24 protein-coding genes are annotated in these 23,492 nt (G+C 66.1%); 7 read left to right on the top strand and 17 right to left on the bottom strand.

What is annotated here, in order from left to right:
- Positions 1–15: 15 nt before the first annotated feature.
- The 8 genes from CJ179_RS43970 to CJ179_RS43935 all read right to left on the bottom strand — a co-directional run bounded on the left by CJ179_RS43970 (position 16) and on the right by CJ179_RS43935 (position 7,050).
- Positions 16–537: a universal stress protein gene (locus CJ179_RS43970; protein WP_072943622.1), complete on the bottom strand. Its 522-nt coding sequence runs from the start codon at positions 535–537 to the stop codon at positions 16–18.
- Positions 538–547: 10 nt separating this feature from the next.
- Complete coding sequence (gene crcB / locus CJ179_RS43965) at positions 548–913, bottom strand: fluoride efflux transporter CrcB (RefSeq protein ID WP_072943623.1); 366 nt, start codon at positions 911–913, stop codon at positions 548–550.
- Positions 910–1,401 (bottom strand): CrcB family protein, encoded by a 492-nt coding sequence (locus tag CJ179_RS43960; protein ID WP_072943843.1) that lies wholly within the window; start codon positions 1,399–1,401, stop codon positions 910–912. Before CJ179_RS43960 ends, crcB begins: the two co-directional genes overlap by 4 nt.
- A 206-nt stretch (positions 1,402–1,607) precedes the next feature.
- Positions 1,608–2,387, bottom strand: coding sequence for an NAD(P)-binding domain-containing protein (locus CJ179_RS43955; RefSeq protein ID WP_072943625.1), 780 nt, complete (start codon positions 2,385–2,387; stop codon positions 1,608–1,610).
- A gap of 51 nt (positions 2,388–2,438) precedes the next feature.
- Positions 2,439–2,840 carry a carboxymuconolactone decarboxylase family protein gene (locus tag CJ179_RS43950; protein ID WP_072943626.1) on the bottom strand — a complete coding sequence of 134 codons (402 nt, stop codon included), beginning with the start codon at positions 2,838–2,840 and terminating at the stop codon, positions 2,439–2,441.
- Between the two features lie 185 nt (positions 2,841–3,025).
- Entirely contained in the window at positions 3,026–4,402 is a 1,377-nt protein-coding gene (locus CJ179_RS43945) for an NAD-dependent succinate-semialdehyde dehydrogenase (RefSeq protein ID WP_095865599.1), read from the bottom strand.
- 31 nt (positions 4,403–4,433) lie between these two features.
- Positions 4,434–6,053, bottom strand: coding sequence for an NAD(P)/FAD-dependent oxidoreductase (locus CJ179_RS43940; RefSeq protein WP_095865598.1), 1,620 nt, complete (start codon positions 6,051–6,053; stop codon positions 4,434–4,436).
- Between the two features lie 61 nt (positions 6,054–6,114).
- Positions 6,115–7,050 carry an alpha/beta hydrolase gene (locus CJ179_RS43935; RefSeq protein ID WP_095865597.1) on the bottom strand — a complete coding sequence of 312 codons (936 nt, stop codon included), beginning with the start codon at positions 7,048–7,050 and terminating at the stop codon, positions 6,115–6,117.
- Between the two features lie 223 nt (positions 7,051–7,273).
- Between CJ179_RS43935 and CJ179_RS43930 the strand changes: the two genes are divergently transcribed.
- The 4 genes from CJ179_RS43930 to CJ179_RS43915 all read left to right on the top strand — a co-directional run bounded on the left by CJ179_RS43930 (position 7,274) and on the right by CJ179_RS43915 (position 12,006).
- Positions 7,274–8,332 (top strand): alcohol dehydrogenase, encoded by a 1,059-nt coding sequence (locus CJ179_RS43930; protein ID WP_095865596.1) that lies wholly within the window; start codon positions 7,274–7,276, stop codon positions 8,330–8,332.
- Between the two features lie 13 nt (positions 8,333–8,345).
- Complete coding sequence (locus CJ179_RS43925; RefSeq protein ID WP_179377885.1) at positions 8,346–10,136, top strand: sigma-54-dependent Fis family transcriptional regulator; 1,791 nt, start codon at positions 8,346–8,348, stop codon at positions 10,134–10,136.
- 233 nt (positions 10,137–10,369) lie between these two features.
- Complete coding sequence (locus CJ179_RS43920) at positions 10,370–11,572, top strand: acyl-CoA dehydrogenase family protein (RefSeq protein ID WP_179377884.1); 1,203 nt, start codon at positions 10,370–10,372, stop codon at positions 11,570–11,572.
- Positions 11,569–12,006, top strand: coding sequence for a WhiB family transcriptional regulator (locus tag CJ179_RS43915; protein WP_095865593.1), 438 nt, complete (start codon positions 11,569–11,571; stop codon positions 12,004–12,006). The genes CJ179_RS43920 and CJ179_RS43915 overlap by 4 nt, the downstream gene beginning before the upstream one ends.
- A gap of 79 nt (positions 12,007–12,085) precedes the next feature.
- Here the strand turns inward: CJ179_RS43915 and CJ179_RS43910 are convergent, their stop codons facing one another.
- From CJ179_RS43910 to CJ179_RS43875, 8 genes are all read right to left on the bottom strand, one after another.
- Positions 12,086–12,418: a helix-turn-helix domain-containing protein gene (locus CJ179_RS43910; RefSeq protein WP_241031424.1), complete on the bottom strand. Its 333-nt coding sequence runs from the start codon at positions 12,416–12,418 to the stop codon at positions 12,086–12,088.
- A 107-nt stretch (positions 12,419–12,525) separates the two neighbouring features.
- Positions 12,526–12,882, bottom strand: a complete 357-nt coding sequence (locus CJ179_RS51870) for a hypothetical protein (RefSeq protein ID WP_179377883.1) — start codon at positions 12,880–12,882, stop codon at positions 12,526–12,528.
- Positions 12,883–13,013: 131 nt separating this feature from the next.
- Positions 13,014–14,516: a long-chain fatty acid--CoA ligase gene (locus CJ179_RS43900; RefSeq protein ID WP_095865590.1), complete on the bottom strand. Its 1,503-nt coding sequence runs from the start codon at positions 14,514–14,516 to the stop codon at positions 13,014–13,016.
- Positions 14,513–15,295 (bottom strand): triacylglycerol lipase, encoded by a 783-nt coding sequence (locus tag CJ179_RS43895; protein ID WP_218834917.1) that lies wholly within the window; start codon positions 15,293–15,295, stop codon positions 14,513–14,515. The genes CJ179_RS43900 and CJ179_RS43895 overlap by 4 nt, the downstream gene beginning before the upstream one ends.
- Positions 15,292–15,831: a GNAT family N-acetyltransferase gene (locus tag CJ179_RS43890; protein ID WP_095865589.1), complete on the bottom strand. Its 540-nt coding sequence runs from the start codon at positions 15,829–15,831 to the stop codon at positions 15,292–15,294. The genes CJ179_RS43895 and CJ179_RS43890 overlap by 4 nt, the downstream gene beginning before the upstream one ends.
- A complete protein-coding gene (locus CJ179_RS43885; protein ID WP_257016111.1) occupies positions 15,828–16,931 on the bottom strand; it encodes an alpha/beta fold hydrolase in 1,104 nt (367 codons plus the stop codon). The genes CJ179_RS43890 and CJ179_RS43885 overlap by 4 nt, the downstream gene beginning before the upstream one ends.
- Positions 16,921–17,220 carry a hypothetical protein gene (locus tag CJ179_RS43880; RefSeq protein ID WP_095865588.1) on the bottom strand — a complete coding sequence of 100 codons (300 nt, stop codon included), beginning with the start codon at positions 17,218–17,220 and terminating at the stop codon, positions 16,921–16,923. The genes CJ179_RS43885 and CJ179_RS43880 overlap by 11 nt, the downstream gene beginning before the upstream one ends.
- A gap of 132 nt (positions 17,221–17,352) precedes the next feature.
- A complete protein-coding gene (locus CJ179_RS43875) occupies positions 17,353–18,972 on the bottom strand; it encodes an NAD(P)/FAD-dependent oxidoreductase (protein ID WP_095865587.1) in 1,620 nt (539 codons plus the stop codon).
- A gap of 469 nt (positions 18,973–19,441) precedes the next feature.
- Between CJ179_RS43875 and CJ179_RS43870 the strand changes: the two genes are divergently transcribed.
- The 3 genes from CJ179_RS43870 (at position 19,442) to CJ179_RS51075 (ending at position 21,817) form a co-directional block, all read left to right on the top strand.
- Positions 19,442–20,575: an IS630 family transposase gene (locus CJ179_RS43870; RefSeq protein WP_095865586.1), complete on the top strand. Its 1,134-nt coding sequence runs from the start codon at positions 19,442–19,444 to the stop codon at positions 20,573–20,575.
- 100 nt (positions 20,576–20,675) lie between these two features.
- A complete protein-coding gene (locus tag CJ179_RS52380; protein ID WP_095863992.1) occupies positions 20,676–21,146 on the top strand; it encodes a helix-turn-helix domain-containing protein in 471 nt (156 codons plus the stop codon).
- A complete protein-coding gene (locus CJ179_RS51075; protein ID WP_218834851.1) occupies positions 21,035–21,817 on the top strand; it encodes an IS630 family transposase in 783 nt (260 codons plus the stop codon). Before CJ179_RS52380 ends, CJ179_RS51075 begins: the two co-directional genes overlap by 112 nt.
- A 13-nt stretch (positions 21,818–21,830) precedes the next feature.
- On the opposite strand, the gene CJ179_RS43855 is transcribed toward CJ179_RS51075, so the two are convergent.
- Complete coding sequence (locus tag CJ179_RS43855; protein WP_257016110.1) at positions 21,831–23,213, bottom strand: MFS transporter; 1,383 nt, start codon at positions 23,211–23,213, stop codon at positions 21,831–21,833.
- Positions 23,214–23,492 lie beyond the last annotated feature (279 nt).

Raw genomic sequence — 23,492 nt, 5'->3', positions numbered from 1 at the left:
GCCGCCCCTTACCGTTCAGGTCGGTACGAGCAGCACCGGTCGTCGGGCGTGGTGGACCAGGGCACCGGACACCGATTCGCCGAGGAACCGTTCCAGCAGTGACATCGCTCCGCCGCGGGAGGTGCCGATGATGATCATCAGGGCGTCGTTGGCTTCGGCGATCGTGGTCAGCAGCTGTGCCGGGTTCCCTTCCCTGGAGTAGTAGGCCCAATTGCCGGGCAGCGTGCCCAGCATGGTGCAGGCCTCACGGCGCTCGGATTCGACGGCGTCAGCGAAGCGCTGCTCCCAGTCGTCGCGGTCGGGTTCGACGGGCATGTCGTCGATATCAACGATGTGGGCGACATGCAGAAACGCCCCGAGTCGGCCGGCGAGGTCCATCGCATAGGTCAGGGCGGCGTGGCTCGCCCGGTGTCGGTCGAAGCCGACCACCAGATGGCACACCGCGGCGGTCGGTGCAGCGGGTCCGTCCACCCGCAGCGGAGTGCGCCAGTCCCGCAGATTGTCTCGGGCGACGTCGTGGTTTTCCTTCTTGGTCATCATCCTCTCCTCACACCGAGGCCAGAGCGAGGCCGATACCACCGGCGACGATCGTCACCAGCAGGGTGCCGACAGCGTTCGCTGCCCCTGTCAGATACTGCTGCCGTTGGATCAGCCGGACGGTCTCGAAACTGGCGGTGCTGAAGGTGGTGTACCCACCGCAGAACCCGACACCGACGATCCACTGCACCTGATGCGACACATCGGCGAAGAGCACCAACCCGACGACGAAGCCCAGTAACAGGGACCCGGTCACGTTGATCGTCGCTGTCGCCCAGGGGAACTCCGACGCCTTCCGGTGCCTTATCGCCCCGTCGAGCACGAACCGGGCGATGGCGCCGAGACCGCCGGCGCAGGCGATCCACACGGCGATCACTGCGCAGCCTCCGCCCGCCGCGACCGGATCCGGGCACCGGCCGCGATCCCGGCGACGGTAGCCACCAGACCAGCGAGCACGCTGCCGGCCGCGTAGGTGCCGGCCTGCCACCACTGGTGACCACGCAGGAGCAGGTCGGTATCGACGGCGAGGGTGCTGTAGGTGGTGAACGAGCCGAGCACCCCGGTCCCCACCAACAGGCGGGTCCGCTGGCGCCACCGGGTGTCCGGGCCGAGCCTGGTCAACGCCTCGAGCAGCCACCCGAGCAGGAGCGCCCCGGCGATGTTGATCGTGAACGTGGTGACCGGCCACCCACCCGCCACGGTGGGGAACCACACCCCGAGGTAATAGCGCACCGGTGTTCCCAGGAGTCCTCCTACGCCGACGGCGGCAATGGCCGCGGGGCGCACATGCAGCGGCCCCGGCGTGCGGGGTGCGGTATCGGGATCGATCGGCAGCGTCGGATTCGGATCGTGGTGACCGTGCACGGACATGCTCCTTCCACATCAGGGAAAGGAGCCATCAGCCCCGGGCTGGGGCGGTTCAGACAACCCCTTCGCGGGAGTGTCTCGGCGGAGATCCATCGCCGAAACAAACAATAGCGCCCCCTGCCGGCGGGCGCACCCCTGTCTGGTGCCCTGCGTGACCTAACCCCTCAGCCCTCCACCGACCGTCGTGGCGGTGGGAGACGAACCTAGCGGGCGCCCAGTAGTGCACGCGCCCGCAGGATCGCGTGTTCGACGTTGTCGTCGAGATCTCCCGATGGGAGCGCACCGATTTCGCCGCGGAGCAGCTCGACGTCCTTGAGCAGCAGGTCGTATTGGACATCGACGAGATTGTCGCTCATCCAGCTCTGGCCGGTCGATACCCCGATCACCTCGAGGAGGCCCGCGGCTGGCGTGCCGAGATTCTCCGCGAGATCGAGCATCCGTGCGGTGGCGGCCAGGTTGTAGGTGGCCAGCGCATTGTTGAGGAGTTTCACCAGGGCCGGCTGACCGTAGGACTCCATGCGGAACACGCGGCCGGAGATGTCGTCCAGCAGTCGGTCCTCGGCGGGGGTGGTGTCGGGTCCGGCGAGGAAGATGGTCATCGAGCCTCGGCGCGCACCCTGGGGGCCGCCCGACACGGGGGCTTCGAAGACGCGCCAGTCGTCCGGGGCCGAGGGCATGATCTTCCGAGCGTCTTCCGGCGCCAGCGTGGTGTGGACGAAAACGGTCAGCGGCCGCGTGGTGTGCTCCCGGAGCGCCGCGAAGACGGACGACACCTGGTCCGCCAGCCGCACGGCGACGTGAACGCTGTCCACGGACGGCCAGTCCAGAGCTGCCAGGTCGCTGCCGGCCGGTGACTGGGTCTCCTCCGACCACTCGCGGACGCGCTCCGCGTCGAAGTCGTAGCCGTACACCTCCCGCCCGAGTTGGGCGAGGTGTGCTCCGATGTTTCCGCCGATGGGTCCGAGCCCAATTATCAAGTGCATGAACGTTCCTCGGGTGTGAGATGTATGTGAGAAGTGCCGGGCTGCAGCCTCTCAGCCCTCGGTGAGGCCGCGCTCCGCCATGACCTGCTTGACGAGGGTCAGGCCGTTGAGCACGCGCGGGAACCCGATGTAGGGGATGCAGTGGATCAGGGCTCCGACGATCTTCTCCTTGGTCAGGCCGACGTTGAAGCCGGTGTTGATGTGCAGCTTCAACTGGGGTTCGGTACCCAGGGCGACGAGCGTGGAGATGGTCACCATCGTCTGCTCCTGCTGGGTGAGGCCATTGCGGGAGTAGATGTCGCCGAAGGCGAAGGAGACGATGTAGTCGGACAGGTCCGCGTCCAGGCTCTTGTAGGACTCCACGAGCTTGACGTGGTCGAACGTGTTGACGTGGTCGGTGGAGACGAGCTCCATCATGCGGTCGAGGCCGCGCTGGTAGCGATCTGTGGACATGAGTATTCCTCGTGAGCGGGTCTGAAAGTGTGGATGATGTGCAAAAAACGATACGTCGCGTAGCGAGCGGCTCGCCCATGGACGACGGATTCGGAAAGCGGCTCGTCGCCACGCTGCTCCCCTCGTTCGCAGCCCCGGGGGGAAGCGCTCCGGAATGATCGGAGCGCCTCCCATCCACGACTGAATTACTTCTGTCCCTGTGGGTTTCGCACGAGTTTCTTGTTGGCGAACTCGTTGAAACCGTACCGGGCCAGCTCGCGGCCGACGCCGGATCCCTTGACGCCGCCGAACGGGAGGTCGGGCGAACTCTTACTGGTGCTGTTGATCCACACCATGCCGGTCTCGAGTTCCGCGGCGACGCGGTCGGCCTTCTCCGGACTCGAGGTGAACACGCTCGACGAAAGCCCGAACGGGGAGTCGTTGGCCAGTTCGATCGCCTCGTCCAGGGAGCCGACGCGGTGGACGACCGCCACCGGACCGAACAGTTCCTCGTCGAAGGCGCGCATCTCGCGTGTGACGCCGGTCAGGACGGTGGGCGGGTAGTAGGCCCCCTCCGGCCGCCCACCGCCCAACAGCACTTCGGCTCCGTGTGAGATCGCTTCCTGGACAAGCTCGTCCAGCTCCTCGGCTCCCGAGTTCGACGCCATCGGTCCGAGCTTGGTCTCGGGGCTGGTCGGGTCGCCGGGCTGCCAGCCGGACATCCCGTCGACGAATTTCCGCACGAACTCGTCGTACACCCGTTCCTCCACGAGGAACCGTTTCGACGCGGTGCAGGCCTGCCCGCCGTTGCCGAGGCGGCCGATGACGGCGGCGGCCGCCGCGGCGTCGACATCGGCGTCGGCGAGCACGATGAACGGGTCCGAGCCACCGAGTTCCAGCACGCACTTCTTCATGTGCCTGCCGGCGATCTCGCCGACGGCGGACCCGGCCTTCTCGGATCCGGTCAGCGACACACCCTGGACGCGGGGATCCGCAACGGCGTTGGCAACCTGCGCCGAAGAGATGAAGGCGTTGAGGTAGACGCCCGCGGGCAGACCGGCCTCGGTCAGGACCCGTTCGATGGCGAGGGCGGACTGGGGGCAGTTCCGGGCGTGCTTGACGATGATCGTGTTGCCGAGAGCGATGTTCGGGGCAGCGAAGCGTGCCACCTGGTAGAAGGGGTAGTTCCACGGCATGATCCCGACGAGCGGGCCGATCGGCTCGGTGCGGACGACGGCCGTGCCGGATCCCGTGATGTCGAGGGGCTCGTCCGCCATGAAGTCGTCCACATGGTCGGCGTAGTACTGGTAGATCGAGGCCACCAGCTCCACCTCGCCTCGGGCCTGCGCGATCGGCTTGCCCATTTCCAGGGTGAGGAGCTTGGCCAGCTCGTCGGCCTGTTCCCGGTGGATCTCGGCGGCCCGGGTGAGGACGGCGCGGCGCCGCTCCAGCGGAGCGGCCCGCCAGCAGCGGTAGGCCGTGGTGCTCCGTCCGATGAGGTCGTCCAGCTCCGTGTCCGTGATCTCCGGGTATTGCGCGTTCTGGTCCCCGGTGACCGGGTCGGTGGTGGTGTACACACCCATGGGCGTTCTCCTGTGGTGGTGATGAACGGTGTCAGGCCGCGATCGTGTCCGCGGACTCGAAGCCGCGGTAGCCGTCGGCGGTGACGTCGGCGAGGACCGCACGATAATTGCCCAGACCACCCAGATAGAACAGGACACTGGGCTTCTTGCCCGGAATATTCGCGCCGAAAATCCACGAATCCACCTTCGTGAACACCGTCATGTTCGCGATCTCGGTGCACGTGTCCGTCCATTCGGCCTCGGCCTCCGGCGTCGGCTCGATCGCCCGCAACCCAGTGCGCTCGGCATACGCGATCGTCTCGCTGATCCACTCGACCTGCGTCTCGATGCTCGGCGGCAGATTCGTGAACGGGCCGTTCGGGCCCAGCACCATGAACCAGTTCGGGAAATTCGCCGTGGAAATCCCCAGATAACTGGTCGGCTGCCCGCCCCAGTGGTCGTTGATGTTCAGACCGCCGCGGCCGCGGATCTCCATCCGCCGGTAATTACCGTCCACGGCATCGAACCCGGTAGCGAAAACCAGCACATCCAACTCGTGCAGAACGCCGTCCTCGGTGACCACACCGTTCGCGGTGACCTCGCGGATCGGGTTCTCCTTGATGCCGACGGCGTCGACGTTCGGCCGGTTGAAGACCCGGTGGTAGCCGTCGTCGCACAGCGGGCGCCGGGCGAACAGACCGGTCGGGGTCAGTGTGCGGGCCGTTTCCGGGTCCTCGATGACCTCGGCGATCTTGGCACGGATGAACGACGCGGCCGCCTCGTTGGCTTCCTCGTCGGTGGCGATGTCACCGAAGGTGGCGAACATGAAACGGAAACCGCCACCGTGCTGCCAGGCCTCCTCGAAAACGCGGCGGCGTTCCTGTTCGGTGACGCTCATCGCCGGCACCGTGGACTCCTCGAAGCCGAACGCCACGGACGATTTCTTGACCTGCGACCAGATCCGGTCGTAATCGGCCTTGACCGCGTCGATCTGCTCGGCGGTCACGGGACGCTTGCCGACCGGGACGGAATACTGCGGCGTCCGGACGAACACGGTCAGGTGCTCGACCTCCGGCGCCAGCGCCGTGACGACCTGCTGGCCGGTGGAACCGGTACCGATCACCCCGACACGGCGGCCCGCGAGGTCCTTGCCCTCGGGCCAGGCGGCGGTGTGGATGGTCTCGCCCTCGAACGTGTCCAGACCGGGCAGGTCCGGGAAGTTGATGGCCGAGAGCAGCCCGACGGCATTGATCACGTACGTGGCCCGATACACGACGCCGGTGTCGGTGGTGACCTCCCACAGGGCCTGATCGTCGAGGTAGACCGCGGAGGTGACCTCGGTGCCGAAGCGGAAGTGGCGGCGCAGATCGAACCGGTCGACCACACCCTCGAGGTAGTCGAGGATCTCGGGCTGGGTGATGTACGTGTGTTCCCAGGTGCCGTCCTGCAGCAGATCCTCGTCGAAGGAAAACCGGTAGACATGACTCTCGGTGTCGGACAGAGCGCCCGGGTAACGGTTCCAGTACCAGGTGCCGCCGGGGCCGTCGGCCTTGTCGAAACCCACTGTGGTGAGACCGAGTTCGTTGTGCAACTTGTGGACGGCATAGATACCGCCGAATCCGGCACCGATGACGACGGCGTCAACGATCTGGGGTGTGGTTCGGGAAGTCATGGCGAACTCCTGTGTCGTTCCGATGCAGAGAAGAAAAGGGGTGAAAGAGGGATTGGCGTTGTTACGCGCGGTACCAGGCGGCGAGCTTCTCGAACTCCTCGGCGACGAGGGCGGAGCGGCCGGCCAGGAAGGGGTAGACGTGCTGCTGGCCGTCCCCGATGGACAGGGTGACGTCGACACCCGCTGCCGTGGCGCGTTCGGCCAGCCGGGTGGCGTTGTCGAGGAGCGACTCGACGCTGCCGGCCGTGACGTACAGCCGTGGGAAACCGGTGAAGTCGGCGTGCAGCGGGTTCGCCAGCGGAGTCTTCGGGTCGACGGTTCCGCCCAGGACCCCGGCGATCATGCCTTCGAGTAGTTCCGGGGTGATCAGGGCGTCGGTGTCGTTGTTGGTGAGGAGGGTTTCGCCCTCGTTCTCCATGTCGAGCCACGGGGAGAAGGCGATGACCCCGCCGGGGCCCGGTTTGCCCTGTTCCCGGAGGGCCAGGGCGATCGCGATGGCGAGGTTGCCGCCGGCGGAATCGCCGATGGTGGTGATGTTCCCTGGCGCGGTGCCGGATGCGACGAGCGCATCGAAGGCGGCCACACCGTCCTCGACCTGGGCAGGGTGCTGGAACTCGGGGGCCCGGCGGTAGTCCAGCACGAAGCTGACGGACCCGAGAGCTTTGGCGACGTGGCCGGCGAGCTTGCGGTGACTGGAGGCCGAGCCGACGGCGAACCCGCCGCCGTGCGTGTACAGGAGCACCTTCGAACTGTCCGCTCCCTCCGGCAGGCACCAGATGCCCGGGACTCCGCCGACGGTGTCCTCGCGGTACGTCACGCCCTCCGGTTCGACGGTCGGCTGGTGCCACTCGTCGAACATGGAGCGGAACAGGCGCATCGTGAGGTCCGGCGTCGCAGCCATGATCTGGGACCAGTCGGCGTAGAGGTCGCGCAGCACGTCCCGGTCGTCGGCATCGGCGGAAGTGACGCTGAGCTGTTCGGAGATGTTGGTGGTCATGATTGCCTTTGGCTCGGTGTCGGACCAGGTGGTTGACGCCTCGTCCGCTTGCTGTGTCCTACCTGCTGCGGCGGTCCCGATGTGATGGCCGCCACGGCGTCTAGGTCAAACATAGGAGTGGGTTCCGGCTCCCCTGTGTTCCGATGTGAAACACATCGAGCCTCGAAAGTCTGCTCATGATGAGGGGGCACCTGACACCCACCGTGAACGAGGTACTCCCCCAATGCATGCATTCGCCGTCCTCCCCGATGACGCCACGATCCATGACCTGGACATCCTGACCCCGAGCCCGGAAGGCGGGAAGGTCCTCTTGAAAGTCACGCGGGCCGGCGTCTGCCACACCGATACCCACCTGCGGGCCGGCGGATACGATCTGGGCAGCCGCGGGCTGATGAGCATGAAGGACCGCGGCATCGAATACCCGATGGTGATGGGCCACGAGGTGGTCGGCATCGTCGAACAGGTCGGTGACGATGTGGAATCCGTTCGTCCGGGCGACGTGCGACTGATCTACCCGTGGATCGGTTGCGGGGAATGCCGCCACTGCCGCGACGGCAACGACAACCGTTGCGCTGCGGGACGAAACCTCGGTGTGGCCCGCCACGGCGGCTACGCCGAATACATACTCGTGCCCGACGAGAAGTACCTCGTGGACATCGACGGTATCGACCCGAGTTGGGCTGCCACGCTGGCTTGTTCGGGTCTGACCGCCTACAGCGCCGTGGACAGGATACTTCCCCTCGAACCGGACGAGCCCGTCGTCCTGTTCGGCGCGGGAGGTCTGGGCCTCACCGCGGTCGCCTTACTCCGCGCCCGGGGCCACCGCAACATCTGCGCGGTCGATGTCGCCGAGGGAAACCTCGCCCTGGCCCGGGACATGGGCGCGTCGAGCACCGTCCTCTCCGGGCCCGCCAGCGGCGCCAAAGACATCCGACACGCCGTCGGCGGACCTGCGAGCGCCGTCATCGACTTCGTCAACACCGGCGTCACGGCCACGTCGGCCTTCGACGTCCTGACCAAGGCGGGGCACATGGTCCAGGTCGGACTGTTCGGCGGCGAAGTCACCATCCCGACCGCGCTGCTCGCCCTGCGCATGATCCACCTCGAAGGCAGCTTTGTCGGGACTCTTGCGCAGCTGCAGGACCTGGTGCGTATCGCACGAAGCGGAAAGCTACCCAACATCCCGGTCGTCGAACGGACGCTGTCCGCGGCGGAGGTATCCCGCGCCCTCGACGACCTCACCGCCGGGGGCATTGCTGGACGCATCGTCTTGACTGCCTGACACTGGGATGGTGATGGAAAAGTCACGCCGCGAGGACGAGGTCCGGAGTGCCCGGGAACTGCTGATCACGCAGGGACTGGTCCGGGCTTCCGTTCCCGCGTCCCTGGTCGCCGCGGAGATCGAGCAGAGCTGGCGCCGCTCGGTCTCGCACCGCGTCGATCCCGGGGCCGGACCCCACATTCTGGGGGAGATCGACCCGGACAGCGCCATCCTGCGTGCCGCAGGCCGGATCCTGGACCAGTGGCAGACGAACCTCACCGACTCGCGGATGACCCTGTTCCTGGCCGACGAGGCCGGCCGCATCGTGTCCCGCCGCATCGTCGACGCTCAGGACGAGCGGACACTGGACCAGGCCAGCGCAGTGGAAGGATTCGACTTCTCCGAACAGTCCCTGGGCACGAACGGGCTGGGTACTCCCATCGAGTCGCGCGGAATCGTATTCGTCCGCGGCACCGAGCATTTCAACGACGCCCTCGCTCAACTGGCGTGCGCGGGCGCTCCGATCAAGCACCCCATCACCGGGCGGATGGTGGGCTCGCTCTCCATCGCCTCGCACATCGACGCCGCCAGCCCCTTGATGGTCGCGATGGTGCGGCAGGCCGGATATCAGATCGCCGAAGCGCTCGAGCTGATGGCCGACTCCCGGGACCTCGAGCTCGCGCGCACCTACCGACTCTTCCGGTCCTCCCGGCACCCCGTCCTGGTGATGAACTCGGAAACGGTGATGACGGACCTGCCCGCCCTCGCCCACTTCGACGCGGAGTCCCACGCCGACTTGTGGGAAAAGCTACGCCGGCACCGCTGGGATCAGGACGAACTGCAGTTGGAGTTGCCCACGCTCGGTACCGAGGCCATGGTTCGGCGCCTCGGCCGCGCCGGTCAGGACGCGATCTTCGCGCTGGAGTTCACCGAGCAGGCCGCGGCGGCCGGAGCCGAGCAGGTGACCGTCGCCCACAACCCGGACAATGCGGCCGCACCTGCCGGCGGTGCGGCGCCCCATCGGACTCGGCTGAACCCGTACGGCGATGTGCAACGGCGGTTGAGCGCTTGCGCAGACGTCGACGGGCTCATCCGTGTCGTCGGGGACCCCGGCGCCGGCAAACGCCACCAGGCCTCGATATGGCTGCGCCGACGCACCGGCCAGGAGCCGAATGTCGTCACCGCCCGCGATTTCGCTGCGGACGACGCGGTCTGGGCCAAAGGGGAAGCCGTGTTGCGTGAGGGCCGTGGAATCGTCGTGGTGGGAGGAGATGAACTCGCCGACGACGTCCGCGCACGTCTCGGAGACTTCGCCGTGATCGCGCGGCCCGGAGTACCCGCAGGTGCCCGTGTCATCCTCACCGAAAGCACCGGCGATGCAGGCGAAGACGATGCCGTACGCGTCCCGTCTCTCGCGGAACTGCGCAGCGAGTTGCCCGACATCGTGCGCGAGGTCGCTGCCGAACTGTTCCCGGGCGCGCCGGCACTCCGATTCTCCCCCGCTGCGCTGCAGTGCCTGCTGGCCTGGCGTTGGCCCGGCAACGTCGCCGAGCTGGCCCAGCTCCTCACCGCCCTCCCGTATCCGGTTCGGAGCGGCCTGATTCAGACCAAGGACCTGCCTGCCCCCATGCGGCAGACGGCCTTGTCCTCGCTGAGCCGCTACGAGCAGGCAGAGCGCGAGACGATCGAGGGCGCCCTCCGCGAAGCGGACGGCAACAAGGCGCGCGCCGCCAAGATTCTGGGCATCGGCCGCACGACCCTGTACCGCAAGATGCGGGCCCTGAAAATCAATGCCGACGAGCGAATGATCGCTCCCGGTCCTTGACGTCGGTGCTCTCCGCCCGCCGGAGGTGACGGTTCCGCGTTGCGTCTCCGTGATTCCGACGGCGGGTTGTTCCGCTTTGGAACACCCCGAGGAGTGCGGTATGGCCCATTCTGGGATTACGACGCCAGGCAACCGGCGCCACGAAACGCGGCTGGGACGGATGCGCGCTGAGCCCTGCACCGCCTCACACGCATCGTCCGATCCGCCGATCGGCCCATCATCAGGAGAATGACGTGACCTCAACCGTGAGCAGCGATCCGACAACGCAGGTGGATGACGAGGATTTCCGCGACATCCTGTCCCACGCCCGGACTTTCGTGCGCGACATCGTGGTTCCGCGGGAGCAGGAGATCGACGAGAACGACGCGATCCCCGCCGAGATCCGGGCCGCGGCCAAAGACATGGGCCTGTTCGGATTCGCCATCCCCCAGGAGTGGGGTGGCCTCGGCATGAACCTGATCCAGGACGTCGAACTCGCAATGGAGTTGGGATACACCACTCTCGCCCTCCGCTCGATGTTCGGCACCAACAACGGGATAGCCGGTCAGGTGCTGGTCAACTACGGCACCGAGGAGCAGAAGACGGCCTGGCTCGAGCGGATCGCGTCCGGTGACGTCGTCGCCTCGTTCGCGTTGACCGAGGCCGGTGCCGGATCCAACCCGGCCGGGCTGCGTACCAAGGCGGTACGGGATGGGGACGATTGGCTGATCACCGGGGAGAAGCGGTTCATCACCAACGCGTCGATCGCGGACCTGTTCGTCGTGTTCGCCCGCACCCGGCCCGCCGACGGCGATGGACCCGGCATCGCCGTGTTTCTGGTCCCGGCCGATGCTCCGGGTGTGCAGGTCGGCGGCAAGGACCGCAAGATGGGGCACGCGGGGTCGACAACGGCCACAGTGCATTTCGACGACGTGCGGGTGCCGTCGTCGGCGCTGGTCGGCAGCGGTGAGGACGTCGGCTACCGTGCGGCGATGACGTCGCTGGCCCGCGGCCGGGTGCACGTGGCGGCGCTTGCGGTCGGGCAGGCGCTGCGTGCGCTCGACGAGTCGGTGGCGTACGCGGCGACCGCGACGCAGGGCAACACGGTGATCGGTGATTTCCAGTTGGTGCAGGCGATGCTCGCCGATCAGCAGACCGGCGTCATGGCCGGGCGCGCGCTGGTGCGTGACGCCGCCCGCGCTTGGGTCGAGGGCACCGATCGACGGATCGCCCCGTCGGTCGCGAAACTGTTCTGCACAGAGATGGTCGGTAAGGTTGCGGACCTGGCGGTGCAGATTCACGGCGGCAGCGGGTACATGCGGGAGGTCGCGGTGGAGCGCATCTACCGGGACGTCCGGCTGCTACGTCTGTACGAGGGCACCAGCGAGATCCAGCGTCTGATTGTCGGCGGCGGCCTCGTCAAGCGGGCCGGCAACGCGTCATCCGGGCGCCAATGAGCGAACAGACTCTGGACGATCGGTTCTCGAGCAGGGAAACCGGCACTCGCGACTCCGGTGAGTGGCGGGCGCGTGCCGCGTGCCACGGTGCCGAACTGACGGTGTTCTTCTCGCCCGACGCCGAGCGCGGCCGCGCCCGCGACCGCCGGGAAGCGCGGGCACGGCAGATTTGCCAACGCTGCCCCGTACTCGCGCCTTGCCGCGATCACGCGCTCGCGGTGGGCGAACCTTACGGTGTTTGGGGCGGGATGACCGAAGGCGATCGGCGAAAGTACATCCACCAACTCCGCCGGAACAGACGTCGACCGCTCGAATCCCGGCACACGCGACCAGTGGCCGATGTCCCGCAGACTCGATCGTCCACACAGGCTCTTCCTCAGCCGCCAATTGTGGCATCACCGGGAGGGGCGGCGAGGGGTCGTCCCTCCCGGTGATGCACGCCGGCTGCGCTCACCACACTCTTGGTGGCCGCGCGTATTGTGCGCTGAGACGCGGGCCGGATCGCGGACCGAGTCACGCGTCCGTTTCGTTCGCTTCGATGTAGCTGCGATACACCGAGAGCAGAGCACGTTTCTGCGACTCCGAGAGCCTCCGGTCGGCGCGCAACGCAGCCTCGGTGGCGTCGTCGTCGGCCCGAACGGATTCATCGAGCAATCCGGCCTGTTCGAGCATGGCTTCCGAGGAGAGATTGAGTGCGGTGGCGATCGACTTGAGGATCCGAACGGACGGTTCGTGCATGCCGCGCTCGATCTGGCTGAGATAGGGGTTGGAAACCGCAGTCATTGCGGAAAGCTGGCGCAGCGACAGATTCGCCATCTGTCGCTGCGCCCTGATGAAGTCCCCCAAGAGCTTGGTCCTGTCATCTGGATCTGTCGGCATTGTCGTCCCTGGTGTGATCGAGGCGGCGGATGCCTTCGAACCTACTCGGTCAGTCTGCCGTCGGATCTACTCGGTCAGGACGCCTTTGCCGGTGCGAAGGCAGCCGCGAGGTTGGTGGCGAAGTCACGCTGAGCCGTCAGCAGTGCGATTGCTACGTCGAAGCCGGATGCCGTGAGGGCCTGGAAGTCGGGCAGTTCCGGAGCGCCCTCGATCTTGAGCAGTTCGGGCGTCGGGATGGAGGGGGTCAGCTTCGCGACCGTCTTCGCGACATCCAGGGCGACCTTCTGCCCCTGCTTGACGGCGGAGACGAGCTGGTCGCCGGCTTTGGTGGAGGTCTCCGCGGTCGGGGCGGTGGGGGTTCCCGGGGTGGTCGTGGCGTCCTCGGAGTTCGCGGCGGTGGGGGTCTTGATCGTGGTGGTAGTGGCGGCCATGGTGGGGCTCCTTGCTGGTCGATTTTTCGCTGGCTGATTTATCCAACGTGGTAAATATATAAATCATCTGCTTGATATGTCAAGCAGGATGTTTTTCACGCGGCGGGTGCAACGGTCGGATCGGTTCTCGTTCACGGCGCCGGCGCTCCGAGAATGTCGGCAGGGAACTCGATTTCGCGTTTGAGGATCTTGCCGGTGGCTCCCTTGGGAAGCTTGTCGACGAGCCAGAGGTGGCGCGGGTACTTGTAGGCGGCGACCCGGGCCTTGACGTAGCCGCGCAGCTCGTCGGGAGTGGCGGAGGTCCCGGGTCGCAGCGTGATCGCGGCGGCGACCTCTTCGCCGAGGGTGGGATGGGGCACCCCGATGACCGCGGCTTCGCGCACTGCGCGGTGTTCGTAGAGCACTTCTTCGATTTCGCGTGGGTAGACGTTGTAGCCGCCGCGGATGATGATGTCCTTCTTGCGGTCGACGATGAAGTAGAAGCCGTCGTGGTCGCGGGTGGCCATGTCGCCCGTATGAAACCAGCCGTCGACGATCGCGGCGGCGGTGGCGTCGGGCCGATTCCAGTAGCCCTTCATCACGTTGTGCCCGCGGATGACGATTTCCCCGACCTCACCGGGCGGCGTGTCAGTTCCGTCCCGGTTGACCAGTTTCAGCTCGACACCGTCGATCGGCCATCCGATCGACCCGGCCTTGGAATGCGCGGGGCGGTTGAACGTGGCGGTCGGTGACGTCTCGGACAGTCCGTAGCCTTCGAGGATCGGTGCGCCGAACCTCTCCTGGAAGCCGCGTAGTACCTCGACCGGCAGCGCTGCACCACCCGAGACGCACATCCGCAGACTGGAGGTGTCCACCTGTCCGGTGTCGGTGTGGAGCAGGGAAACGTACATCGTCGGGACGCCCGCGAAGACGGTCACCCGGTGACGTTCGATGAGCTGCGCTACCGCCGCGGCCTCGAACCGCGGAACCAGCGACACGCTCGCGCCGGCCGCGATCGAGGCGTTCAGTACGTTGCTCTGCCCGAAGGCGTGAAAGAACGGAAGGCAACCGATCACCACGTCGTCCTGGCAGAAGTCGAACAGACCCATGAAGGTGGTGGCGTTGCGGTACAGGTTCGCGTGGGTGAGCTCTGCGCCCTTCGGAGTGCCGGTCGTGCCCGAGGTGTAGAGGATGACCGCGGTGTCGGCGCCCTCCCGGGCGGTGACCGCCGGTGAGGACGGCCAATCGGCGGTGGCGGCGAGCGTGTCGTCATCGATGACCACCAGGTCGGTGCCGGTCGCTGCGGCCGCCGACTCGGCCTCGGCGACGACGGTGCGCCACACCAGTGCCATCTTGGCGCCCGAATCGCGGAGGTGGTGCTCGATCTCGCGAGATTTGAGGAGCGGATTCATCGGCACGACCGTCGCGCCGACCCGCAACAGGCCGTAGTAGAGAACCGGGAATTGCACGACGTTCGGCAGCGAAATCCCGACCCGGTCGCCGGGGTCGATGCCGCGAGCCCGTAACCAACCTGCCGCGCGTGCGGTCAGTTCGTCGAGTTCGGCATAGCTGACGACGTCGTCGTCGATACGGATCGCCGGCCGGTCTGGATGACGGCGTGCGGACTCGGTCAGGATGTGGGCGAGGTTGGTCATGATCGGCTTTCGGGTGCTGGATAGGACATATGCAGGAAGGACGGTGGCCGGAACGGTGTCCAGTGGTCGGCGGGTTGGGCGAGACGGTCCGCGACCGCCCACAGGGCCGCGGGGTGACTGGCGATGCCGAGGTGACTGGCGAGAACGGCGATGTTCTCCGCACGGGGTCCGGGCTCGTCCAGGCAGGTCCGCCAGGCGACGATCCCGTCGAGCGGGGTGTAGATCGACGTTGCGGGGACCGGAAGCGGCCCCTCGTCGCGTTCGAGCGGGAGGTCCAACGGCTCGATGTGCTGGTGCGAGTGGCGATGGAACAGGCGGTTGGCGCGGCTTTGGTCGTGTCGGGCCAACCGGATCGGGCTGCCCAGGGTGATGACCTGTCGAACGGCTTGCGGGGTGCGGCGGGCAAGTTGGCGCGCGTAGATGCCGCCGAGACTCCACCCGATGAGCGTGACCGGCTGCTGATAGCGGTTGGTCAAATAGTCCAGCCGCGCCCGCATGCCGTGCACCGCTTTGCTCGTGGGGCCGATGTTGCGGCCGAGCCGCCACCCGTGCGTCCGGTATCCGAGTCCGCGGAGGACGGTATGCAGTGTGGCGGTGGAGGTATCGCTGCCGTTCAACCTGGGGAGCACGAGGACAGGGTGGTGGTCGCCGCGCGGAAATGCGGCAAGCAGCGGTGCCGTACAGGCCATGAGCGCGTAGTCGATGGCCGCACGCGCGGGGTCGGTGAAATAGAGCAGGTCGCCCGGTGCCGCGGTGCCCCGCAGCGATGTGCCGGTCACCGTGCGCTTTCTTCCAGGCCGAGTTCCGCACTGACGCCGATGGTGTCCATGGACGCCCAGGTGTGGTCGACGAAGTGGGCGAGCATGATCAGGTCGCGCAGGTTGCCCTGGCGGTCGCGGATGTGGTCGCGCAGCAGCGCCTCACCCTCGAAGCCCAGCGAACCGAACATCGCCAGCGAGTGTTCCTGGTCGGCGGCGAGCTCGACGACGACCTTGCGCCGACCTGCGCGGACCGCGTCGGTGAGTGCATGGCGGGCCAACGTGCGGCCGATGCCGGCTCGTCGGTGAGCCGAGTCGACAACGAGTCGCAGTTCGCCGACGTGGTCGGACCAGCTGGGCAGCGGGCGCACCGCGGCGAATCCGACGACCGCGGCGTCGTCGAGCGCGACCCAGTGCGCCGGGCGGTCGGCCCAGCCGCGCACCGTGTCCGGCTCGGTGACATCCTCTCGCATGAGTGTCAGGTCTTCGGCGGGCAGGCGACCGAAGAATTCGATCAGGGCGTCGGTGTGTTCCCGGCCCAACGCGACGATGTTCATTCCTGTGTCTCACTTCGCTGGATGAGGAAATCGATGATCGTGGGGATGGTGGTCTTGGCGGCGGTTCGGCCGACGAGCAACCCGACGTGCCCGCCGTCGAGGCGCACCTCGTGTTTGTCGGGCGAGCCGATCAGGTCGATCAGCGGGGCGGCGGAGGCTTCCGGCACGATGTGGTCGCGGTTGCCCAGCACGGTCAGGAACGGCACCGTGATGTCGGCGAGGTGCACGCGGTCGCCCCCGACGACCAGGGTGTCGTTGACGATGGCGTTGTCCCGAGTCATCTCCGCGAGCTGCCGGGCGACACCACCGGGCAACGGAATGTGGTCGGTGGCCCATCCGATCATCGCCTGGTGCGCTGCGACGTAATCATCGCTCCACAGTCGTTCCCACAGGTCCACATATTGGGTGACCTGGGCGGTCGGTTTCAGGACTTGGAAGCCCTGGTAGATGACCTGCGGCGGCACATTGCCGTCGGCGTCGAGCACGTTCCCCACGTCCAGTCCCCCGCCCCCGACCACGCTGGTCAGCGGACCCAGTTGCTGCAGGTCGACCGGGGTGGTCATCACGGTCAGGCTGCGTAACGGCGCATCGAGATGGTGGGCGGCGTAGAGCAGTGACAGCACGCTGCCGAAGCAGTAGCCGAGCATATTGATCTGCTCGGTGCCGGCAATGTGCCGCACGCGTTCGACCGCGGCGGGCAGGTAGTCGTCGACGTAGTCCTCCAACCGGTTGGCGGCGTCGCGTTCGTCGGGAACGCCCCAGTCCAGTAGGTAGACGTCGAATCCGGCAGCGAGCAGCCGTTCGACGAAGCTGTTACCCGGCTGCAGATCCAGGATGTAGCTGCGGGAGAACAGGCTGAACACGATCAACAGCGGCGGCGACACCCGCACGTTGTCGTTGCGGTAGCGCCACAACTCGGACCGGCCGTGTCGCCACACCACATCCTTCAATGTCTGCCCGACCTCCGGCCGGGAGAGACCGGCCGCCATCCGAATACCGTTGCGCGCCCGCAGCGCAGTGCGTTCGACCTCACGACGCACCCGGTCGACGATGCTCGCCGACGTCGGTTCCATCGTCACCACCGCCCGATCACTCTCCATGGGGGTGGCCCCGGCGCTGTTCGAGTTGCAGCGACAGTCGTCGCACATCCCGGTCCAGCGCCCCGATCTGTGTCCGGAGCCGATGCACATCGGTGCCCGCCGGCAGATTGACCAGGTGCCACACTCGTGACGCGACACCGTTCACGCCGTGGCCCACCGTGCGCCGCAGATCGAAAATCGCGGCGGCCGCGGTGGCGAACTGCCCGCTACGCACCAGCGCCTCGGCCAGCGGTGCCACCGCACGGTCCGCGGCGTCATATGGCTTGCGCCAGAACGGCTTTCCTGTCATCGATCCAGCCCGCCGTACATGTCCAACTCGGCGTCCGTGATCTCCGGGTATTGCGCGTTCTGGTCCCCGGTGACCGGGTCGGTGGTGGTGTACACACCCATGGGCGTTCTCCTGTGGTGGTGATGAACGGTGTCAGGCCGCGATCGTGTCCGCGGACTCGAAGCCGCGGTAGCCGTCGGCGGTGACGTCGGCGAGGACCGCACGATAATTGCCCAGACCACCCAGATAGAACAGGACGCTGGGCTTCTTGCCCGGAATATTCGCGCCGAAAATCCACGAATCCACCTTCGTGAACACCGTCATGTTCGCGATCTCGGTGCACGTGTCCGTCCATTCTGCCTCGGCCTCCGGCGTCGGCTCGATCGCCCGCAACCCGCTGCGCTCGGCATACGCGATCGTGTCGCTGATCCACTCGACCTGCGTCTCGATGCTCGGCGGCAGATTCGTGAACGGGCCGTTCGGGCCCAGCACCATGAACCAATTCGGGAAATTCGCCGTGGAAATCCCCAGATAACTGGTCGGCTGCCCGCCCCAGTGGTCGTTGATGTTCAAACCGCCCCGGCCGCGGATCTCCATCCGCCGGTAATTACCGTCCACGGCATCGAACCCGGTCGCGAAAACCAGCACATCCAACTCGTGCAGAACGCCGTCCTCGGTCACCACACCCTTCGCGGTGACCTCGCGGATCGGGTTCTCCTTGATGCCGACGGCGTCGACGTTCGGCCGGTTGAAAACCCGGTGGTAGCCGTCATCGCACAGCGGGCGCCGGGCGAACAGGCCGGTCGGGGTCAGTGTGCGGGCCGTTTCCGGGTCCTCGATGACCTCGGCGATCTTGGCACGGATGAACGACGCGGCCGCCTCGTTGGCTTCCTCGTCGGTGGCGATGTCACCGAAGGTGGCGAACATGAAACGGAAACCGCCACCGTGCTGCCAGGCCTCCTCGAAAATGCGGCGGCGTTCCTGTTCGGTGACGCTCATCGCCGGCACCGTGGACTCCTCGAAGCCGAACGCCACGGACGATTTCTTGACCTGCGACCAGATCCGGTCGTAATCGGCCTTGACCGCATCGATCTGCTCGGTGGTCACAGGACGCTTGCCGACCGGGACGGAATACTGCGGCGTCCGGACGAACACGGTCAGGTGCTCGACCTCCGGCGCCAGCGCCGTGACGACCTGCTGGCCGGTGGAACCGGTACCGATCACCCCGACACGGCGGCCCGCGAGGTTTTTGCCCTCGGGCCAGGCGGCGGTGTGGATGGTCTCGCCCTCGAACGTGTCCAGGCCGGGCAGGTCCGGGAAGTTGATGGCCGAGAGCAGCCCGACGGCATTGATCACGTACGTGGCCCGATACATCTCGCCGGTGTCGGTGGTGACCTCCCACAGGGCCTGATCGTCGAGGTAGACCGCGGAGGTGACCTCGGTGCCGAAGCGGAAGTGGCGGCGCAGATCGAACCGGTCGACCACACCCTCGAGGTAGTCGAGGATCTCGGGCTGGGTGATGTACGTGTGTTCCCAGGTGCCGTCCTGCAGCAGATCCTCGTCGAAGGAAAACCGGTAGACATGACTCTCGGTGTCGGACAGAGCGCCCGGGTAACGGTTCCAGTACCAGGTGCCGCCGGGGCCGTCGGCCTTGTCGAAACCCACTGTGGTGAGACCGAGTTCGTTGTGCAACTTGTGGACGGCATAGATACCGCCGAATCCGGCACCGATGACGACGGCGTCAACGATCTGGGGTGTGGTCTGTGCAGACATGGCGAACTCCTGTGTCGTTCAAATGCAGAGAAAGAAGCGGGGAAGGGGTGAAAGAAATTGGGGCGGAGCGGCACTGCGCGATTGCTGGGTCAGACGGTCGATTTCTCTTCCGCGTTCTGTGCCCTACCCGCCGCGGCAGTCGTAATGTGATAGCCGCCACCGCGTTTGGATCAAGGATAAAAGCAAGGTCCAGCACAACTGCGTTCCAATGTGAAACACCTTGTGGAAACTTCTGCGCGCGATCGGGCGCGACAGAATCAAGGGCGCGTTGTGGGCAGTATGCGGAAACAAGGCCCGTGCCACGAAGATCCTGGGCCGAATGAACAGACCCCCGGACAGTGGATCGTCGGGGGTCTGTTCATTCAGGAGTTCTCGGTGAGCTAGTGCCGTGCCCGGGAACCTTTGCCCTGTTTGGCGACACGCCGCCAGGTTGCGGCGTATCGGCCACGACACCGGTCACCCTGGTCGAGTGGCAGAACGAGTACGAGTGCGTCCACTCGACGACGACGAAGGCAATCGGTTGGTGCGGATCATCCGTCGCGGCACCGGGTCGGTGGTGACCTGGCGTCGCGCCCAGATGATCTTGCTGTCCGCGCAAGGCATGCCGGTCCCGAAGATCGCCGAAGTCAGTTTCACCAGCGCGGATCGGGTGCGCGATGTGATCCATAACTTCAATGCCGACGGGTTCGACTCGCTGTACCCGAAATACGCAGGAGGACGCCCGAAGACGTTCACACTGCCCGAGCGGCGGGAGATCAAGAAGATCGCCAAGTCCACCCCCGTCGAACACGATCTGCCGTTTTCGACCTGGAGCCTGACCAAGCTCGCCGAGTTCTTGGTCGCCGAGGGGGTGGTCGACGACATCAGCCATGAGGGCCTGCGGGTTCTGCTCCGAGAGGAGGGCGTGTCGTTTCAAAAGGTGAAGACCTGGAAATGTTCGAAGGATCCGGAGTACGCGGTCAAGAAGGCCCGCGTCGAGCATCTGTACGCGATCGCCGACCGGGAGGTCGTGCCCGAGCCTGGTGAGCCGGAGGTGGTGTTCTGTCTCGACGAGTTCGGGCCGCTGAATCTGCAGCCGCATCCGGGCCGGCAGTGGGCCGAACGCGGCGGCAGGCACAAGGATCCCGAGCGGGAGCCGAGGCGCCGCCGGCGAGCGACCTACAACCGGACGCAGGGGGTGCGGCACTTGTTCGCCGCATACGACCTGGCCGAGGACAGGCTCTACGGGCATGTCAAGCTCACCAAGAACCGCACGACGTTCCTCGAATTTTGCCGGTACCTGCGCAGCCTGTACCCGACAGGCGTTCGGCTGGCGATCGTGTGCGACAACTACTCGCCGCACCTGACCACGCGCACGTGTCGTCGGGTCGCGGACTGGGCGGAGGCGAACAACGTCGAGATCGCCTACACCCCGACGAACAGTTCGTGGCTGAACCGGATCGAGGCCCAGTTCACTGCCTTGCGATACTTCGCGCTCGACGGCACCGACCATGCCTCTCATCGCGAGCAGTCCAGCATGATTCGCCGCTACATCATCTGGCGGAACAAGCACGCCGCCGACGAGAAGTTACGGGAGATTGTCAACAGGGCAAACGTTGCCTGATGCGGCACTAGTAGCGTGTCGCTGCTTAGTTCTGCCTTGTTTCGTTTAAGTTGGAGGCGGCAGACTTCCCCTTCCCCTCTGCCGGTCAGGACCGTTGTCAATGCCTTCGCAGAAGAAGCGTCCGGTGACGTTGAGCTCGGCTGATCGTGAGTTCTTGGAACGGTTGACCACGACCGGGGTGCATCCGGCTTCGATGATCCGGCGGGCCCGGGTGTTGCTGGCGCTGGACACCTCGGTCGGGGCGGTCGATGAGAAGAAGGTGATCGCGGCACGGTTGGGGGTCTCGGGTGAGACGGTGCGACTGGTGGCCAAGCGGTTCGCTGAGACCAGTCAGGACGTGGAGGCCACGATCGGGCGCAAGCAGCGCGACCTGCCACCGGTGCCGTCGCAGATCACCGGCGAGATCGAGGCCAGGTTGATTGCGTTGGCGTGCACACAGCCCCCGGCGGGACATGCCCGGTGGTCGCTGCGACTGCTGGAGAAGCACGTCGCCCTGATCGACGACATCCCCGACCTGGACCACTCGACCATCGGCCGGATTTTAAAAAAACGAAACTTCGTCCTCACCTGAAGAAGTGCTGGACCATCCCACCAAAGGCGAACGCGGAGTTCGCAGCCCGGATGGAAGATGTCCTGTCGGTCTACGCCCGCCCCCACAACCCCTCTCGCCCGGTGGTGTGCATGGACGAAAAGCCCTACCAGCTCCTCGCTCACGTGCGTGACCCGCTCCCTGCAGGCCCGGGACGCGATCTGAAGGAGGACTCCGAGTATGTGCGGCACGGGACCTGTTCGATCTTCTGCTGGGTCGAGCCTCTGGCCGGCTGGCGGCGTGTCGATGCCCAGCCCCGGCGCACCAAGATCGACTGGGCTCGGCAGGTCAAAGAGCTTCTGTGCGTGGACTACCCGGACGCGGAGACGGTGGTGCTGGTGATGGACAACCTCAATACTCACGGCATCGGATCGCTCTACGAGGCCTTCGAGCCGGCCGAGGCGTTCGCGCTCGCGCAGCGACTCGAGATCCACCACACCCCCAAACACGGCTCGTGGCTCAACGTCGCCGAGATCGAGCTCTCTGTGCTGACCCGCCAGTGTCTGGACCGGCGCATCGAGGACCTCGAGACCCTGGGCGCCGAACTCGCCGCCTGGCAACGACAGACCAACGCCGATCAACGCCAGGTCCAGTGGCACTTCACCACCGACGACGCCCGCATCAAACTCCGCCACCTATATCCCAACACTTAGCCGCGACAGTCTACTAGCTCATCGTTGCGTCTGCAGGGCGTGCTGCAGGGGTGGCAGGTTGGGGCGAGCTCAGTTGACCGATCAGCTCTTCAGCTCTCGGACCGCCGAGGAATTCTGCCGGGGTCTTCGACGTCTCGCGCATTCCGATAACCGCGATCGCACCGATTCCGGTGGCGATCGCACCGAAGAATGCGACCGGAAGCCAGCCCGACGGGCCCGCGCCGAGGAGCACGGCGGCGATCAATGGAGCGAATCCTGCAAGAAGGTTCCCGAGCTGGTTGCTCACAGCCATGCCGGTGAATCGCACCGGTGCCGGGAACTGCTCGGCGAAGAACGACGTCCACACGCCGTTGTAGCAGCTGAAGAACAGCGACATGTTGACGAACGCGAAGATCGCGATCAGCATGACATTCGCCGTCGAAATCGCCCACAGGTAAGGGAAGATGCTGAGCGCACCGCCGACAGCGCCGATCAGCATCGTTCGCTTCCGGCCGATCACGTCGGAGAGGTAGCCGGCTGCCGGGATGCCGAAGATCGACAAGGCTATTGCCCCGGAGATGATGGCGAGCATCGTGCCCCGCTCCACCCCGACCGAGGTGGCGTACGAAAGGCTGAACACGGCGAACAGCGTTTGCATCGACGCCATCAGTGATGCTCCGGCGACTCGGATCACGTCGCGCCAGTGATGCGTAATCACGTCGTTCAGCGGCCGCTTCCGGACCTGATCTTCTTGTCGCGCTTCGGTGAAGGCCGGAGTTTCGTCGAGATGGCTTCGCACGTAGTAGGTGATGACGACGACTATGGCACTGAGCCAGAAGGGAATTCGCCAGCCCCAGGTGTAGAGCGCGTCGTGGGGCAGCATCGCGATCGGGAGGAACACGACGGTGGCCAGTGAGCAGCCGACGGCGTAGCCGACCATGACGAAACTGGTGAAGAATCCCCGGCGCCCGACCGGGGAATGCTCGACGGTCAGCGTCGACGCACCCGCCGATTCGGCACCCGCGGAGAATCCTTGCACGACGCGGAGGGCGACCAGCAGCACCGGGGCGACCAGGCCCAGCTGGTCATACGTCGGAAGGCACCCGATGGCAAAGGACGCGACGCCCATCATCACGACGGTGGCCAGCATGACGCGTTTGCGGCCGAGCCGGTCGCCGAAGTGTCCCATCACCACAGCGCCGACCGGGCGGGCGACGTACCCCACGGCGAAGGTGGCGAACGATGCGATGAGCGCGACGGTGGGGTCGCCGGAGGGGAAGAACAGCACGTTGAAGACCAAGGCGGCTGCGGCGCCGTATACGAAGAAGTCGTAGTACTCCAGCGCGCTGCCGAGGAGCGCGGCCGTCGCCGCGCGACGGGGAGTCATCGCGGGCGGCGACGAGGTCGTGCTTGTCATGTGTTTCTCCTGAAGCAGGCTCAGTGGTAGCAGGGCGGGGGCCGAGGATGTTTGTGACCCTTGGCATCGGCGGGGCGACCTTGTGACGGCCGCCACGGCGTGTGGATCAAACGTAAGAGAATGTTCCAACCCACCTGTGTTCCGATGTGAAACACCTCTTGCCCTACCAGGTCGATATTCCGAAGGCCGCCGATCGGCGTTTCCGGTCGGTACCCCTGGTATCGGTCGCGGGGATACTCTGGGATCACCCGCCCGCCGACGACGGGATGACTCGAGCCT

Source organism: Rhodococcus sp. ACS1 (assembly GCF_002300155.1).
Classification (GTDB): Bacteria; Actinomycetota; Actinomycetes; order Mycobacteriales; family Mycobacteriaceae; genus Rhodococcus_F; species Rhodococcus_F koreensis.
The sequence above is the reverse complement of the archived record's forward strand: the minus strand, read 5'-3'. Positions and strand labels throughout refer to the sequence as shown.